The 14878-nt window shown below is 71.5% G+C and carries 11 protein-coding genes and 1 pseudogene; 7 read left to right on the top strand and 5 right to left on the bottom strand.

Annotated elements, in window-relative coordinates; genetic code table 11:
- Positions 1 to 47: 47 nt before the first annotated feature.
- The 3 genes from ACWF79_RS11585 to ACWF79_RS11575 all read right to left on the bottom strand — a co-directional run bounded on the left by ACWF79_RS11585 (position 48) and on the right by ACWF79_RS11575 (position 4286).
- Positions 48 to 1136 carry a ketoacyl-ACP synthase III family protein gene (locus ACWF79_RS11585; protein WP_453727878.1) on the bottom strand — a complete coding sequence of 363 codons (1089 nt, stop codon included), beginning with the start codon at positions 1134 to 1136 and terminating at the stop codon, positions 48 to 50.
- Positions 1133 to 2653: an FAD-dependent oxidoreductase gene (locus ACWF79_RS11580; protein WP_453727877.1), complete on the bottom strand. Its 1521-nt coding sequence runs from the start codon at positions 2651 to 2653 to the stop codon at positions 1133 to 1135. Before ACWF79_RS11580 ends, ACWF79_RS11585 begins: the two co-directional genes overlap by 4 nt.
- 151 nt (positions 2654 to 2804) lie before the next feature.
- A complete protein-coding gene (locus tag ACWF79_RS11575; RefSeq protein ID WP_453727876.1) occupies positions 2805 to 4286 on the bottom strand; it encodes an MFS transporter in 1482 nt (493 codons plus the stop codon).
- A gap of 167 nt (positions 4287 to 4453) precedes the next feature.
- On the opposite strand from ACWF79_RS11575, the gene ACWF79_RS11570 reads away from it, so the two are divergent.
- The 7 genes and pseudogenes from ACWF79_RS11570 to ACWF79_RS11540 all read left to right on the top strand — a co-directional run.
- Positions 4454 to 4852 (top strand): nuclear transport factor 2 family protein, encoded by a 399-nt coding sequence (locus ACWF79_RS11570; protein ID WP_453727875.1) that lies wholly within the window; start codon positions 4454 to 4456, stop codon positions 4850 to 4852.
- Positions 4853 to 4886: 34 nt separating this feature from the next.
- Entirely contained in the window at positions 4887 to 7403 is a 2517-nt protein-coding gene (locus ACWF79_RS11565) for an alpha/beta fold hydrolase (protein WP_453727874.1), read from the top strand.
- 117 nt (positions 7404 to 7520) lie between these two features.
- The gene (locus tag ACWF79_RS11560) at positions 7521 to 8276 is read left to right on the top strand and encodes a TauD/TfdA dioxygenase family protein (RefSeq protein WP_453727873.1); all 756 of its coding nucleotides are present in this window, start codon (positions 7521 to 7523) and stop codon (positions 8274 to 8276) included.
- A gap of 8 nt (positions 8277 to 8284) precedes the next feature.
- Positions 8285 to 9082, top strand: a complete 798-nt coding sequence (locus tag ACWF79_RS11555; protein WP_453727872.1) for a TSUP family transporter — start codon at positions 8285 to 8287, stop codon at positions 9080 to 9082.
- 512 nt (positions 9083 to 9594) lie between these two features.
- Positions 9595 to 10458 carry a helix-turn-helix transcriptional regulator gene (locus ACWF79_RS11550; RefSeq protein ID WP_453727871.1) on the top strand — a complete coding sequence of 288 codons (864 nt, stop codon included), beginning with the start codon at positions 9595 to 9597 and terminating at the stop codon, positions 10456 to 10458.
- A gap of 101 nt (positions 10459 to 10559) precedes the next feature.
- Complete coding sequence (locus ACWF79_RS11545) at positions 10560 to 11441, top strand: helix-turn-helix domain-containing protein (RefSeq protein ID WP_453727870.1); 882 nt, start codon at positions 10560 to 10562, stop codon at positions 11439 to 11441.
- Positions 11442 to 11652: 211 nt separating this feature from the next.
- Positions 11653 to 12375 (top strand): annotated as a pseudogene (locus tag ACWF79_RS11540) (D-alanyl-D-alanine carboxypeptidase family protein); the annotation flags it as partial.
- A gap of 346 nt (positions 12376 to 12721) precedes the next feature.
- Here the strand turns inward: ACWF79_RS11540 and ACWF79_RS11535 are convergent.
- Both ACWF79_RS11535 and ACWF79_RS11530 read right to left on the bottom strand, forming a co-directional pair.
- Positions 12722 to 13696, bottom strand: coding sequence for a YihY/virulence factor BrkB family protein (locus tag ACWF79_RS11535; RefSeq protein ID WP_453727869.1), 975 nt, complete (start codon positions 13694 to 13696; stop codon positions 12722 to 12724).
- Positions 13697 to 13830: 134 nt separating this feature from the next.
- Positions 13831 to 14805 carry a decaprenyl-phosphate phosphoribosyltransferase gene (locus tag ACWF79_RS11530; protein ID WP_453727868.1) on the bottom strand — a complete coding sequence of 325 codons (975 nt, stop codon included), beginning with the start codon at positions 14803 to 14805 and terminating at the stop codon, positions 13831 to 13833.
- Between the last annotated feature and the right edge of the window lie 73 nt (positions 14806 to 14878).

Raw genomic sequence — 14878 nt, 5'->3', positions numbered from 1 at the left:
GGTGAGATCGATGACGGAAGGAGAGGGAACGGGGCGGCGGCCGCGGCTCAAGCGGTGCGCTCCAGGAGCGCACCGGTCCAGGTGAACCCGGCGCCCGCGCCCAGCAGGAGCACCCGGTCTCCCGGCTCCAGTTCGTCCTGGGACGCGAGGTGGTGCAGGCCGGCGATCTGGTCACCGCTGCCGAGGTGGCCGACGGTGCGTCCGAAGTCCCACAGGGACCGCTTCTCGCCGCCGGGGAATTCCGGGAAGTAGTTCTCGGCGAGCAGCGGCAGCCCCAGGTTGGGGTAGACGATCCGGCGCAGCCGGGGGTCGTCGCCGTCCGGCAGCAGCGCGGCGCGGATCTCCCGGACCGCCGCACGGGTGCTGTCGCGCAGCCGGTCCTTGCCCTGCTCGGCCAGGAATCGCCGCTTGGCCGCGCGTACGTCGTGCTCGGCCGCCAGCAGCTCGGGCCGCTCGGGCGCCGGGGCATCGTCCCGGTGCAGGCCTTCCAGGTGCGGGGCGCTGACCGTGTGCCGGGCCAGCATCCGCCATCCGTCCGTGGGCTGTCCCGCGGTCCGTTCCGTCGGCCGGCCCGACGTCATGACGGCGGCGGCCGCCCCGTCGCCGTACACGATGCCGTAGTCGGCGGTGAACCGGTCGAAGCCGGAGGAGGCGAACTGGTCGGTGGCGACGACCAGGGCGGTGCCGCTCCGCCGCCCCCGCAGGAACCCGGCGGCCATGTCGAGGACCAGCATCTGGGCGTTGCAGCCCTGGTTGACGGTGAGCGGAAGCGCCTGGGGGCAGCCCAGCTCGGACTGCAGCCAGGAGGCGGGCGACCACAGCCGCTTGTGGCCGTGGCGGTGGATGGAGGTGACGACGAGCAGGTCGAGCTCGTGGGCCTCCAGGCCGGCGGCGCGCAGGGCGTCGTGAGCCGCGAGAAGCGCCATGTCGGCCGGGTAGAGCGTCTCCTCGACGCAGACGGTGGTGTAGCCGTTGGCGCGGATCCGGTCGCCGTCGCCGCCGTCGCCGTCGTAGCGCGCCGCGGCGTCCGCGACGTCGAGGCGCTCGGGCAGATAGCTGCCGGTCCCGGCGATGGTGATGAGCTCGCTGGTGAGCTCGGCGGTGGTCTTGACGGTGGTCGTGGTGGCCGTGCTCACGCGGCCACCTCCTCTCGGTGGGGCTCCGTGGTGCCGCCCCGCCACCTGGCGGCCTGCGGGATGACGGCCGCCACGTGCCGGTCGGGCCTGACCAGGACCGCTTCGGCCCCGGCGGGCAGCCAGGCGGACTGGCGGGTGGACAGGGCGACGCCGCAGGTGCCGGCCGGAAGCAGGTGCCGGTACGTCCACGGGTTGCCGCCGGGGCGGTGCAGCACCATCGGGTGGCTGGGGTGCGGGACGTGGCCCGGCACGCGGGCGCCCGGGTCGAGGCGGTAGGTCTCCCGGCGCGGCAGCGCGCCGGCCGGCTCCGTCGCGTACGTCGTGTAGAGCTGGCTCCACGCCTCGGCGTACCCGGTGAGCGCCTCCTGCACCTGCTGTCGGCTCTCCTGGGTCGTCGCCTCCCGCATGGCCTGGAGCAGGCCCAGCGCGCTGGTGGCCCGGCCCACTTCGGCGGCGGCGTGGCGGCGCTCGCGGGCGTAGTCCGCCAGGACGTCGTCGTCGGCCCGCCCCTCGACCAGCGCGGCCAGCCGCCAGGCCAGCGCGGTGGCGTCGGCGAAGCCGGTGTTCATGGCCTGGCCACCGGCGGGCGAGTTGAGGTGTGCGGCGTCCCCGGCGAGGACGACCCGGCCGCGGTGGAAGTCGTCCGCGAGCCGCTCGTGCACCTGGTAGTGGGCCAGTCGGTCCGTACGGGCCAGCCGGAGCGCGGCGCCGAAGCCCAGGGTGTCGACGGCCGAGGCGAACGCGGCGGCCGTGACCTCCTGGTCGCGTCCGAGCAGGTCTGCGGAGGCGGGGCCCGCGACGCGCACGGTGCCCCCGGGCAGGGGCAGCAGGGAGACCGCGCCGGCGGGTCCCACGTACATCGCCGAGGTGTCGGGGTCGGGAGCCGTCCGAGGCCTGCCCTCGGCGAGCAGGTAGCTCATGGGGTAGGTGACGCCGTCGAAGGCCACGCCGAGGTGCTGGCGGACGGTGCTGCTCGCTCCGTCGGCTCCGACCAGGAAACGGGTGCGGACGGTGAACGTTCCGCCGTCCGTGGCCAGTTCGACGAGGAGTTCCGCGCCCGGCCCGTCCTCGCGGTGCCGCTCGTACCGCACCGACCTGACAAGCCGGCCGCCTCGTTCGGTGAAAGCCGCGGCCAGCACCTCCTCCACCTGCGGCTGCGGGACGTTGAGGTAGTACGGGTACGGGGTGTCGAGTCCGGCGAACTCCACGGTGTGCACCGACCCGTGGTGGACGTGGAAGGCGATGCGCTGCTGGCGCACGCCGTGGCGTTCGATCTCGGCGCGCAGTCCGAGGTCCTCCAAGGTCTCCAGGCTCGCCGCGTGCACCATGACGGCGCGGGTGCGGCGGTCGATGTCCGGCGCCTGGTCGACGACGGTGCATTCGATGCCCCGGCGGCGCAGTTCGCACCCGAGCAGCAGACCCGTGGGCCCCGCGCCGACGATCAGTACGTTCGTGCTGTCGTCCAGGACGTTCGCGCCCTCGTCCGGGAGTGCCCCGGACGCGGTGTGGCGGTTCATCGTTCTCCTCTCAAGCGAAGCAGAAGCGGAAGACGTGCCGGTAGGTCGCGGCCGGGGCCGGGCGGGGCGGGCCCCGACCGCGAGCGAGGGGGTGGGGGTGGGGGTGGGGGTGGGGGTGGGGGTGGGGGTGGGGGTGGGTGCGGGGCGCCGGTCAGTCGGAGGCCGCCGCGGCGCGGCGCTTGACGAACAGGGCGACCAGCAGTGCGACACCCACCAGGAGCAGCCCGTTGACGAGGATGGCCACGTTGATGCCGTGGAGCGTGGCGGCCTTGGCGGTGGCACCCTCCATCGCGCGGATCTGGGCGACCGCGACGGCGCTCATGATCGGAATGCCGACGGTGATGCTCACCTGCTGGGTCAGCGTGGTGATGCCGGTGGCCAGGCCCTGCTGCTCGTTGGGGAGTCCGGAGGTGGCCGTGACCATGAAGCCGACGATCGCGACGACGTGGGCGTAGCTGCTGAGGAACGCGAGGCCGAGCACCGCGTAGAGCCAGCCGCGGCCGTCACCGGCGAAGAACAGCGCGCCCACCGTGATGCCCTGGGCGAGGAGACCGGCCACCAGAACCGCGTGGCTGCTGCCGAACACGCCGATCCAGCGCGGTGCGGTGACGCCGCCGAGGAAGGCGCCGACGCCGAGGACGCCGAAGGTGAGGCCGGTCGCCATCGCGGAGTAGCCCAGCACGTCCTGCAGGTACAGGGTGAGCAGGAAGATCATGGCGGTGAAGCCGATGAAGGTGACCGCGCCGCCGATGTTGCCCCAGGTGACGGTCCGCCGGCTCAGGATGCGCAGCGGGGCCAGCGGCTCCGGCGCGCGGAGCTCGATGAAGCCGAAGGCGATCAGCAGCACCACACCGACGGCGAGGGAGATCAGCGCGGTGGGGTTGGTCCAGCCCCGCTCGCCGGCCGCGGAGATGCCGTACACCAGGGCGATGAGGCCCGCGCTGACGGTGATGGCGCCGGGGATGTCCAGCTTGCCGCCCCGGCGCGGCTCGCTCTTGGCGAGGAGCATCGGCGCGACGACGATCAGCAGGATGCCGATCGGGACGTTGATGTAGAAGCCCCAGCGCCAGCTCAGCGCGTCGGTGAGCAGGCCGCCGACGATGGCGCCGCAGGTGAATCCGGCCGAGAGCATGGCGCCGTTGAGGCCGAGCGCGCGGTCACGCAGCGGGCCCTCGGGGAACGAGGTGGTCAGCAGCGCGAGGCCGGCGGGGGTGACCATCGCGGTGGCCAGGCCCTGGGCGACGCGGGCGGCGAGCAGCGGGCCGGCCGCGTCCACCATGCCGCCGAGCAGCGAGGAGACGGTGAGCAGGGCGAGGCCCGCCAGGAAGACCTTGCGCGCGCCGATGAGGTCGGCGACGCGGCCGAACAGCAGGCTGAAGCCGGCCGCGCTCAGCGCGAAGGCGGTGGCGATCCACTGCAGGTTCTCCTGGGCGAAGCCGAGTTCACGACCGATGACCGGGACGGCCACGTTCATGATGGAGAAGTCCACGGCGAGGGTGAACTGGGCGCCCAGGAGCAGGACGAGTACGAGCACCTGACGGCGCGTCATCCGCCCGTCGGACGGCTCTGGGGTCGGCGTCGGAGCCGACGCCTGGCCGGCCCGGGTCTCCCCGGACTTGTTGATGGTTGACATGAGAGGCCTTTCGCTTCCTGCCGGTTGATTAGGCCTCGAGCATCCGGGGAAGAACCGAAGGCGAGCCAGTACCCGCCCCTTCATATGGCAGCGCTGGGTACCACTGGCCCTGGGTACCACTGGCTGGGTCTGTCTCATGGCGTGCGTTCGTGCGTACCGTTCCGGCCATGCCCACAAACACACGTTCCACCGTCGACGCATTCTTCGCCGGAATCGGCTCGGGCGACGTGGAAAGCGCCCTGGAACTCCTCGCGGAACCGCTCGACTGGTTCACTCCCGGCGACACCGGACTCATTCCGTGGATGGGTCAGCGGAAAACCCGTTCCGACGTCCGGGAATTCTTCCGGATGGCCGGCGAGAACATGACCCCCGAGGCCTTCGAGATCAAGCACACGCTCGTGGACGGCGACATCGCGGTGGTCCTCGGAAGCTTCCAGTACCGCGTCAATGCGACGGGAAAGAGTTTCTCGTCGGAATTCGCGCTGGAACTGCGGGTCACGGACGGCCTGATCGACCGCTACCACATGCACGAGGACAGCTACGCCATCGCTCTGGCCTTCCGCTGACCCGACCCGATCCGCGAGCACGCAGGAGACCACCATGTTGACCGAGACCGATACCGAGTCCGAGACCGAGTGCGACGTGCTCGTCGTCGGCGCCGGCCCGACCGGGCTCACCGCGGCCTGCGAGCTGCTGCGCCGCGGCGTCAGGGTGCGGCTCGTCGACTCCGCCGCGGGGCCGAGCGTCCACTCCAAGGCCATGCTCGTGTGGCCGCGCACCCTCGACATCCTCCAGGACCTGGGGCTGTCGGACGGCCTGGACGACGTGGCCGTGAAGCTCCGTCAGATGACCTATTACTCGGAGAAGCGCCCGGTGTCCCGGATGCGGATGACCGAGGACATGGCCCCGTACTGCCTGCCCCAGCGCGTCACCGAGGAGATCCTCACCGACGGCCTCAAGGGGCTCGGCGGCACCATCGAGCGCGGGGTGCGGCTCCTCGCCCTGCACGGCGTCGACTTCTCCGGCGCCATCACCCCGGGCGGCCGGGTCACCGCCACCCTCGAGCACGCCGACGGCTCCGTCGAGCGGTTCTCCGTGCCGTGGGTGATCGGCGCGGACGGTGCGGCCAGCGTCGTGCGCAACCAGCTGGGGATCGCGTACGAGGGAGCGACGTACGAGAACCGCTTCCTCATCACCGACGCGCACATCGAGAACAACCCGCTCGACCCGGACGAGATCCACTACCACCAGTCCCGCCTGGGAGTTCTGGCCATCGTCCCCCAGCCGCACGGCCTGTACCGGTTCTTCACCAACGCCCCCGCCGAGCTCACCGAGGGCACGCTCGAGGACATGCAGCGCCTGGTCGACATGCGAGGCCCCGGCGGGCTGCGTCTGACGGACCCCGACTGGGTCACCACCTTCCGGGTGCACCGCCGGCGCGCGGCCTCCTTCCAGCTGAGCCGGGTGTTCCTGGCCGGCGACGCGGCGCACGCGCACAGCCCCATGGGCGGCCAGGGCCTGAACACCGGGATGCAGGACGCCCAGAACCTGGCGTGGAAGCTGGCCTCGGTGGTGCGGGGTCACGCACGGACCGGGCTGCTCGCCACGTACACCCCGGAGCGGGCCGCGGTGGCCGACGCGGTGGTCCGCGACACCGACCTGCAGACCCGCGCGGCCATGTGGACCGGCACCGCCCAGGTCACGCTGCGGGACGCCGCGATGCGGGCCCTCGACCGCACGCGCGCGATGGACCGCTTCTACCTGCCGATAGCGGCGGGCCGGCGCTGGGTCTACGCGCCCGGGCCGGACGCCCCGCGTCGCCACCGCTCACACCCGACCAGCTGGTGCTCGGTCAAGTCCGCGCTGCGCCGGCATGCCCGGGAGGGCGCCGCCCTCCCCCGCGAGCTGGCCGTCGACCTGGGCCTGGCCGGCCCCGGAGCCGATCCCGGGCCGTTCCGTGTGCTGGTCTCCCCGGACGCGCGGCGATCCGCCGGCTCGGGTCTGGCCGAGGCGGTACGGCGACTGGCACAGCCCTTCGGCGACGCGGTCCGCGTCGTGGACGTGACGGCGCCGGCGCCGCGCCGCGGGGGTCGCCGAGGGGCGCATTGGGGGGCACGCCGGGAGGCCGACCTCGCCCGCCGCGCGGCCCGCGAACTGCACTGCGGGCGCGCCGGGTTCCATCTGGTCCGCCCCGACGGGCACATCGTCCTGCACGGGCACCGCGAGGACCTCGACGAGCTGCACACCGAGCTCGGTCGCCTGCTCCTCCCCGGGCCCACCACCCACAGCGACACCGATTTCGATGTCGCAGCACATCCCACCGATTCCCTCATGGAGGAAGCCATGGCCGGACCCGGCCGCTATGTCCCGCCCGCCCACATCACCGGAGACGGGCCGCACAAGGTGATCGTGCTGCACTCGCTGTTCGGCGGGCACGAGACGTTCAGCGCCTGGTGGCCGTATCTGGACGGGAGCCGCTTCTCCTACGCGTTCATGGACGCGCGGGGCTTCAGCGACGCCCTCGACGAGGCGGGGACGTACAGCACGGACGAGATCGCCTCGGACGTGCTGGCGCTCGCCGACCACCTGGGCTGGCAGGAGTTCTCCCTGATCGGCCACTCGCTGGGCGGCCAGCCGGTGCAGCAGGTGCTGCTCAAGGCTCCGCACCGGGTGCGCAAGCTCATCGGGCTGAGCCCGGTGCCGGCGTCCGGGATGCCGATACCCGACTCGGACTTCCCGCTGTTCGCCGAGGCCGCGCACAAGGTGGAGAACCGCCGGATCATCATCAACCTGACCACCGGGGACAAGCTCTCGTCGACCTGGGTGAACTCCTGGGCGGACGCGTCGATGAAGGCGGTCGGCCCGGTGGCCTTCCGCAGCTACCTGGACTCCTTCCGGACCACGGACTTCTCGTCGCGGATCACGGGCTCCGAGGTGCCGGCGCTCGCGGTCGTCGGCGAGAACGACCCCGCGGTCACGGCCGAGGCGATGAACGAGACCTGGATGAAGCACTACCCCAACAGCGAGCTGTCGGTCATCGGAAACGCGGGCCACTACCCGATGGTGGAGACGCCCATCGCGCTGGCCACGCTGCTGGAGGACTTCCTCGCGAAGTAGTGCGCGAGGAGGCGGCGGATATCCGGTATTCCACCTGTCGGTTGTCCGGATATCCGCCGCGTTTATCTGTCCCGCCTCTCTCCCTCGGATCCCCGCACGGAAGGACATACGAGACCGATGCCCAAGCTTCCCGACAGTGTGTTGTCCTGCCACGACGTGAATGGCGACCTGCTGCCCGACGCGGTGCTGCGCTACGCGTTCGACCAGCTGCTGAAGAACAACGGCTATGTCCATCTGGTGAACGTTCCGGAACAGTTCGACCATGTCGCGTTCCTGAAGGAGCTGGGAGATTTCCAGCCCACACCCACCGGAACGGTGGTCGGCGATCTGAAACCGGAACCCGACATGGACGACGTCTACCACGCACAGAACCGCAGGTCCCTTCTTCCGCACACCGAGGGGTACGAGTACCGCGGCATTCCTCCGCAGTACTTGGCCCTGTGGTGTGTGAAGCCCGCCTCCGGGCCGGGCGGCGAGACGACCCTGCTCGACTCGCGGCAGCTGCTCGCCGGCTTCGACGAGGACGAGCTGCGGGGCTTCACGGAGACGCCGTACCGGTGGAGGTCGACCGAGGGCCTGGCCCGGCGCGGGGTCGAGCACACCGCCGAACATCCGGTGCTCGAGGAGTACGCGGGTCGGACCCTGCTGCGCTACTCGCACAACAACCTGGTGGTACCGGAGGGCGACACGGCTGCCCGCCGGCTGCTGGAGCGCTGTGAGCAGCTGTACGCGGAGCAGCACGTCTCCGTGGTGTACGCGGCCCGGGACATGATCGTCTGGGACAACTGGCGCATGCTGCACTCCCGTAACGCCTTCGACGACCCGGACCGCCACCTCAAGCGCGTCCAGATCGCCGCCCCCGTCGCCGCCTGACCCGGGGCGTGGACGGGACGACCGTCGCGGTACTGCTCACCGTCGCCGCGGCCGCGGGCTGGATCGACGCCGTGGTCGGCGGCGGCGGACTGCTGCAGTTGCCCGCCCTGCTGATCGGCGGCTCCTCCCTCCCGGTGGCATCGGTGCTCGGCACCAACAAACTGGCGGCGACACTCGGCACGTCGGCGGCGGCACTGGCCTACCAGCGCCGCCATCCGGCGGACGTACGGACCGTGCTGACGGGCGGGGGGACGGCGGTGGCAGGGTCGGCCGGCGGGGCCCTGGTCGCCTCCTCGGTCTCCTCAGACTTCCTGCGGCCGTTCGTCCTGGTGCTGCTGATCGCCGTGGCCGCACTCGTGCTGCTCAGGCCGCAGTTCGGCAGGAGGCTGGAGCAGGGCGGGCCGGAGCCGACGGGGCCCTCCCCTGTCGCCGTACGGCAGCGCAAGGTGGCCGCACTGGTGGTGCTCGCGGGGGGCGGCATCGGTTTCTACGACGGCCTTGTGGGGCCGGGCACCGGCACCTTCCTGATCATCGCCTTCACCACCGTGCTGAGCCTGGAGTTCGTCCGGGCCCTCGCCACGGTCAAGATGGTCAACGTGGGCACCAACCTCGGGGCGCTGCTGGTTTTCGCGGCGCAGGGCCATGTGCTCTGGGGCCTCGGCCTGGCCATGTCGGTCTTCAACGTCGCGGGCGCGCTGGTCGGCGCACGGATGACGCTGGCCCGCGGCAGCGGGTTCGTGCGAGCCGTCCTGCTCACGGTGGTGGCGGTGATGGTGCTGCGGCTCGGCTACGACCAGTTCATGTGACGACGCCGGCCCGTCGCCCGGTACGTCACCCACCTCTCAGGCCCCTGGTACCCCCGCCAGGGGCCTGAGCCATGTCCTGTCGGCGGATGCGCGGCCGAGAAGGGAGCGGGTGAATCCCGGGAAAGCGGAATCACCCTCTGTGCTTTCTCCTGTCGGCGGCAACTGCCCCGCGAAAAGTTAACTTGATGGACTACAGACAGTTGCTATGATCGCGCCGACTGGGTCATGCACACGACGACTGGACCCGCCGGAGGTCAACTTCGAAGCCAAATTGTTCAAGGGGCAACGGGTTGGCTCGGCATTACAACAGGGGGAAACACATGGGGCTCGCCTCCCCACGGCCGGGCAATTCAGCGAAAAGACCAATCGGAATCGATCCATCCGCCTCCCTGCCGGGCCATTTATCCTCCCCGCCTCTTGTCGCAAGAGAAGCGGGGGCTTTTCACTTTCCGAGGCAATCGAGAACCGAGCGGCCGGCCACTGCGCGCCGCGAAGGCCGAGAGGCGGTCATCGTGCAGAAGACAACGGGGGAACGGGGCACCGATCTGGGGCGTTTCCTCCAGATCAGACGTAGCCAGTTGAGCCCCGAGGACGCCGGCCTCACGGGCGACGCCGGAAAGCGCCGTCGGGTGACCGGGCTGCGGCGGGAGGAAGTGGCGCAGCTCGCCCGGGTGAGCGTCAACTACTACACGCGGCTCGAGCAGGGACAGAACCGCAGCGCCTCTCCCGAGGTCCTGGACGCCCTGGCCGCCGCGCTGAGGCTGAGTCCGGACGAGAGGGCCCATCTGCACGACCTGGCCGCCCGGTCGGGCACGGCTCCCAGGAGCCCGGAGCCGACGGCCGAGCAGGTACGGCCGGCGGTTGCCCGGATGATCGCGGCATATGAGAACGGGCCCGCCGTGGCCCTCGGACGCCTGGTCAACATCCTGGCGTGGAACCGGCTGGCCCGGATCCTCTTCTCCGGCCACGTCGACCTCGGCCGGGCGACGCGCGGCGGAGCCCTGCCCAACCTCGCCGAACTGGTGTTCCTGGAGCCCGGCGCCCGTGAACTGTATCCGTGCTGGATGGACGAGGCCCAGGAACTGGCGGGATATCTACGGGTCATGGCGGGCCGATATCCGGGGGACGAGAAGCTGGCCCGGCTGATTCACCGGCTCCACGAGAAGAGCCCGGAATTCGCCGAAATCTGGTCCGGCCACGTGGTGTGGGACAAGACGCACGGCACCCGTTCCCTGCATCACCCGAAGGTCGGCCAGCTGACACTGTCGTTCGAAACTCTCCGTATCCCGGACGCCGCTGACCAGTGCGTCGTCCTCTACCGGGCCGAAACCGGATCGCCGTCGGAGGACGCGATTGCCTCGCTGCTGAGGAACTGAGGAGAACGGGGACGGCGGCCGTGACTGGCCGAAATAGGGAATGATCAACAGGGGCAGGCTCGGGGCTGGTGGGTATTCCATCCCCGTGGAACCTTGAATCCATGGATTCTGCTGCCCGTCTGGGCGATTTTCTCCGGTCCCAGCGCGGCCTCGTCACGCCCCAGGACGTCGGCCTGCCACCCGGCGCGGCCCATCGCCGGGTCCCTGGACTGCGCCGGGAGGAGGTGGCGCTGCTCGGCGGGATCAGCCATGACTACTACGTCCGCATCGAGCAGGGCAGAGTACGGCGGGTCTCCCCCGCCGTACTGGACGCGATCGCCCGCGCCCTGCTCCTCAGCAGCACCCAGCGCGCCCATCTGCACTGGCTGGCGCACCAGGGTGCGGTAGGGGACGGAGCCGACGCCGTACGCCGGGTCGCCTCGTCGATGTCCTCGCTGCCCACGGTGGTCCTCAACCGCCGCTTCGACGTCGTCGACTGGAACCCGCCGGGGCGCGCGCTGCTCGCCTGGCACCTGCGGGGGACCGCGACCCGGCCGACCCCCGACGGGCAGGTGGTCGTACGACCCAACCTGGCGCGGATGGTCTTCCTCGACCCACGCACCCGCGCCCTGTTCGGGCGATGGGAGCAGGAGGCGGCCTGCGTGGCCCGCTCGCTGCGCCGGGCCGCCGAGCGGTACCCCTCGGACCGCCGCCTCACCGATTTGATCTCCGAACTGGCGGAGAGCAGTGCGGAGTTCGCCCGCCTTCTGTGGCGCTGCCCAGCCGCGGAAGCGGGCGGCGCACACCCGGACGCCTGCCGCACCGCCTCGTTCGAGCACCCGGCCGCCGGACCCATGGAGCTGTCCTTCGCGGTCCTGGAACACGGCGCCGGGTCGGGCGAGCGGGCGGTGGTGTTCAGCGCGGAGGCGGATTCCCCGTCCGAGCACGCCCTCGGCCTGCTTCTCTCCCTGCTCCCCCGGTCGACGCGGTGCAGCACGCCGTAGTCCGGGGCTGACAGGTGGACAAGTCAGGACAAATCGCACGACGGTATTCGGATCCCCGTTCTCTGCCTGTACGTTTTCGATCGTGCCTGCTTCGAAGAAGACCGCTCGCGCGGTCCTTGCTGCCGCGCTGCTCCCCCTCCTGGCCGCCGTCCCCGCCCACGCGGACACGGTGGACAACAAGGAGGACCAGCAGCCCAAGCCGCCCGCCCTCATGTCCTCCGTGGGCGGGTCGCTGCTCAGCAGGCCGGGGACGCAGGTACAGCTCGGGCCCGGCGCGCCGGTACTGCCCAAGGAGCTGAGCGCGCGGTCGTGGATCGTCGCGGACGCCGAGACCGGCGCCGTGCTCGCCGCGCACAACTCCCACTGGCCGCTCGCGCCCGCCTCCACGCTCAAGATGCTCTTCGCGGACACGGTGCTGCCCAAGTTCCCGAGGACGGCGACCCGCACGGTCACGGCCCAGGACCTGGCCGGGCTCGGCTCGGGCTCCAGCCTGGTCGGGATCAAGGAGAAGCAGACCTATACCGTCCATGACCTCTGGCTCGGTGTCTTCCTCCGCTCGGGCAACGACGCCGTGCGGGTGCTCTCCGCGATGAACGACGGCATCGACAAGACCGTCGCGGACATGAACGCCCGCGCCGACGAGCTCCAGGCCCTCGACACCCACGTCGTCTCGCCGGACGGCTACGACGCCCCGGGCCAGGTCTCCTCCGCGTACGACCTCACGCTGATCGCCCGCAGCGGCATGCAGAAGGCGGACTTCCGGGAGTACGCCGCGACGTCCCGCGCCGCCTTCCCCGGCGAGCAGAAGCCGGGCAAGAAGCGGGAGACCTTCGAGATCCAGAACACCAACCGGCTGCTGACCGGCGACCTCGGCGTCGCGCCGTACCAGGGCATCGCCGGCGTCAAGAACGGCAGCACGACGCACGCCGGCTCCACGTTCACCGGCGTCGCGGAGCGCAACGGCAAGGTCCTGCTCGTGACGGTGATGAACCCGTCCTCCAAGGAGCAGTACGCCGTCTACAAGGAGACCGCGCGGCTCCTCGACTGGGGTTTCGCCGCGACCGGGAAGGTGAAGCCGGTCGGCGAGCTGGTCGCGCCGAAGTCCGCCCTGACGAACGGCACCGGAAGCGACGGCTCGGCCGCACCGGCCCCCGGCAAGGACGGCCCGGGCGCGGACGGCCCCAAGAACGTCGCCGCCCAGGAGCGGGCGGGAGGCATCGGCACCGCCCTGGCCATCGTCGGCGGGGTCCTGGTGCTGCTCGCGGGCGCCGCCTTCCTCGTCAACCGCCGCTGGCCGCTGGGCCGCCCTCGGACGGCCGGCCCGGGCGCCCCGCACTCCCCCGACTCTCCGGTGCCGTCTCCGGACTCTCCGGCCCCTGCGGGCTCTCCTGACGTGCGGGATCCGAGCGTGACCCCGTAGCCGTCCAGGCTGCGCAGAACAGCAGCAGCTTCGCGGTGAAGTTGATCCACAGCATCAGCGCGACCGGCACGCCGAACGCGCCGTACATCGACTTCGACGCGACGCCCCGCATGTAGCCGCCGATCAGCAGCTTCAGCAGCTCGAAGCCGACCGCGCCGATCACCGCCGCCACCACCAGACGGCGGCGCGGCGGCTGGACGCCGGGCAGCAGCGTCAGCATGTAGAGCAGGATGAGGAAGTCCGCGAGGGCGGCGACGGCGACGGCGGCGATCTGGAGCAGGATGCCGCCGGCCCCGGAGTCGGGGATGCCGATCCGGTCCGCGGTCCAGCCGACCGCCGTCGAGCCGAGCCAGGACGCGGCGAGCGTGCAGAGCCCGACCCCGCCGAGCCCGACCAGCACGACCGCGTCCTTGGCCTTGCGCAGGACCGGATTGCCCTCGTCCTCGTCGTCGACGCCCCAGACGGCGCGCAGACAGTCCCGCATCGAGCCGACCCAGCCGATGCCGGTGAAGAGCAGCAGCGCGCCCGCGACGAGGCCGACGGTGCCGGCGTTGTCCACGAGACCGCCGATGTTGAGCTGCTCGGAGATGCCCGGGACCTGCTCGGAGATCTTCGCCTCGATCTTGTCCAGCTGCTCCTTGCTGAGCAGCGCGGCGCCGATCGCCGCGCCGACGGTGATCAGCGGGAAGAGAGCGAGGAAGCTGAGGAAGGTGATCGCGGCGGCGAGCCGGGTCCAGTGGACCTCGTCGAGGGTCTCGTACGAGCGCCACGCGTGGGTCCGCATGAGCCGGGCCACCCAGGGGCCGATGACGGGGAGCTTGGTCAGCCAGTCCATGTCCTACGCGTACCCCTTGAGCCGGCGTTTGAGCGGAAGACGATCGTCCGGGTTCCCCGGAATCGCGGACGGGTCGCAAGAACCCCGCCGACACCGCGCCCTGACACCGTGTCGGCCCCCTGGGCGAACGGCCCTCACAGGTCCGCGACCGCCATGCCGTACATCGCCGCCCAGGCCAGCCCGATGACCGCGAGCGGGCGGTCGCGCAGGACGACGTCCTCGGGGGCTCCGGCGGTGCCGCGGTCGGCGAAGACGGCGTAGCGCAGGACGGCCAGGATGAACGCGATCATGGAGAGCTGACGCCAGGGCAGCAGGGAGCCGGTGGCGACGCCACCGCTCTCCAGCGCCCACAGGCAGTAGCCGAGGACGGCCACGCCGGCCGCCAACTGCCAGACGAAGCGCAGGTATCCGGTCGTGTACTGGGTGAGCAACGCGCGCGTGGCGCCCTGCGCGGCCTCCATCTGGACGGCCTCGGAGTAGCGCTTGGCGGCGACCATGAAGAGGGCGCCGAATCCGGTGGTGATCAGGAACCAGCGGGAGAGCGGGATGGCGAGCGCGACCCCGCCGATCATCGCCCGCATGAGGAAGCCGGTCGTGACGACGGCGAGGTCGACGACGAGGACGTGCTTGAGGCGCAGGCAGTACGCGCACTGCATGACGAGGTACGCGATGAGGAGCGCGGCGGTCATGGCGTTGCACAGGACCGCGCTCGCGACGGCCGCCCCGAGGCCGAGGAGCGCGCCGGTGGCGTACGCGAGGGGGACGGGGACGAGGCCGGCGGCCACGGGACGGCGGCACTTGACGGGGTGGGCGCGGTCGGCGGCGGCGTCACGGGCGTCGTTGACGAGGTAGACGGCGGCCGCCGCGGCCGTGAACAGGGCGAAGACGAGGGCGAGTCGGGCGGCCGTGTGCCAGGAGACGAGCTGCCCGGCGGCGACGGGCGCGGCGACGACGAGCACGTTCTTGACCCACTGCCGGGGCCTCGCGGTCCTGACGAGCCCGACGGCCGTCGCGGCCACCTGTCGAGCGCCGGGCCCCCGCTGCTGTTCCCGTACGGCGACGGGCTTGTCGAGAACGGCCGCGAGGCCGGTCGTGGCGCGGTCAGCCACGGCCGCCGCCGGGGAGGTGGAGGGCGGGTCGCGAGACGGGGAGGCGGTCCGGCGGCAGGGGCGCCACGCGCGC

Source organism: Streptomyces sp. NPDC054975, from assembly GCF_053609105.1.
This window is presented reverse-complemented; position numbering and strand designations above follow the sequence as displayed.

Excerpts from the sequence above, each read along its gene's own strand:
- ACWF79_RS11535 (WP_453727869.1), bottom strand. The coding sequence starts at position 13,696 with ATGGACTGGCTGACCAAGCTCCCCGTCATCGGCCCCTGGGTGGCCCGG.
- ACWF79_RS11580 (WP_453727877.1), bottom strand. The coding sequence starts at position 2,653 with ATGAACCGCCACACCGCGTCCGGGGCACTCCCGGACGAGGGCGCGAAC.
- ACWF79_RS11570 (WP_453727875.1), top strand. The coding sequence starts at position 4,454 with ATGCCCACAAACACACGTTCCACCGTCGACGCATTCTTCGCCGGAATC.
- ACWF79_RS11565 (WP_453727874.1), top strand. The coding sequence starts at position 4,887 with ATGTTGACCGAGACCGATACCGAGTCCGAGACCGAGTGCGACGTGCTC.
- ACWF79_RS11575 (WP_453727876.1), bottom strand. The coding sequence starts at position 4,286 with ATGTCAACCATCAACAAGTCCGGGGAGACCCGGGCCGGCCAGGCGTCG.
- ACWF79_RS11560 (WP_453727873.1), top strand. The coding sequence starts at position 7,521 with ATGCCCAAGCTTCCCGACAGTGTGTTGTCCTGCCACGACGTGAATGGC.
- ACWF79_RS11545 (WP_453727870.1), top strand. The coding sequence starts at position 10,560 with ATGGATTCTGCTGCCCGTCTGGGCGATTTTCTCCGGTCCCAGCGCGGC.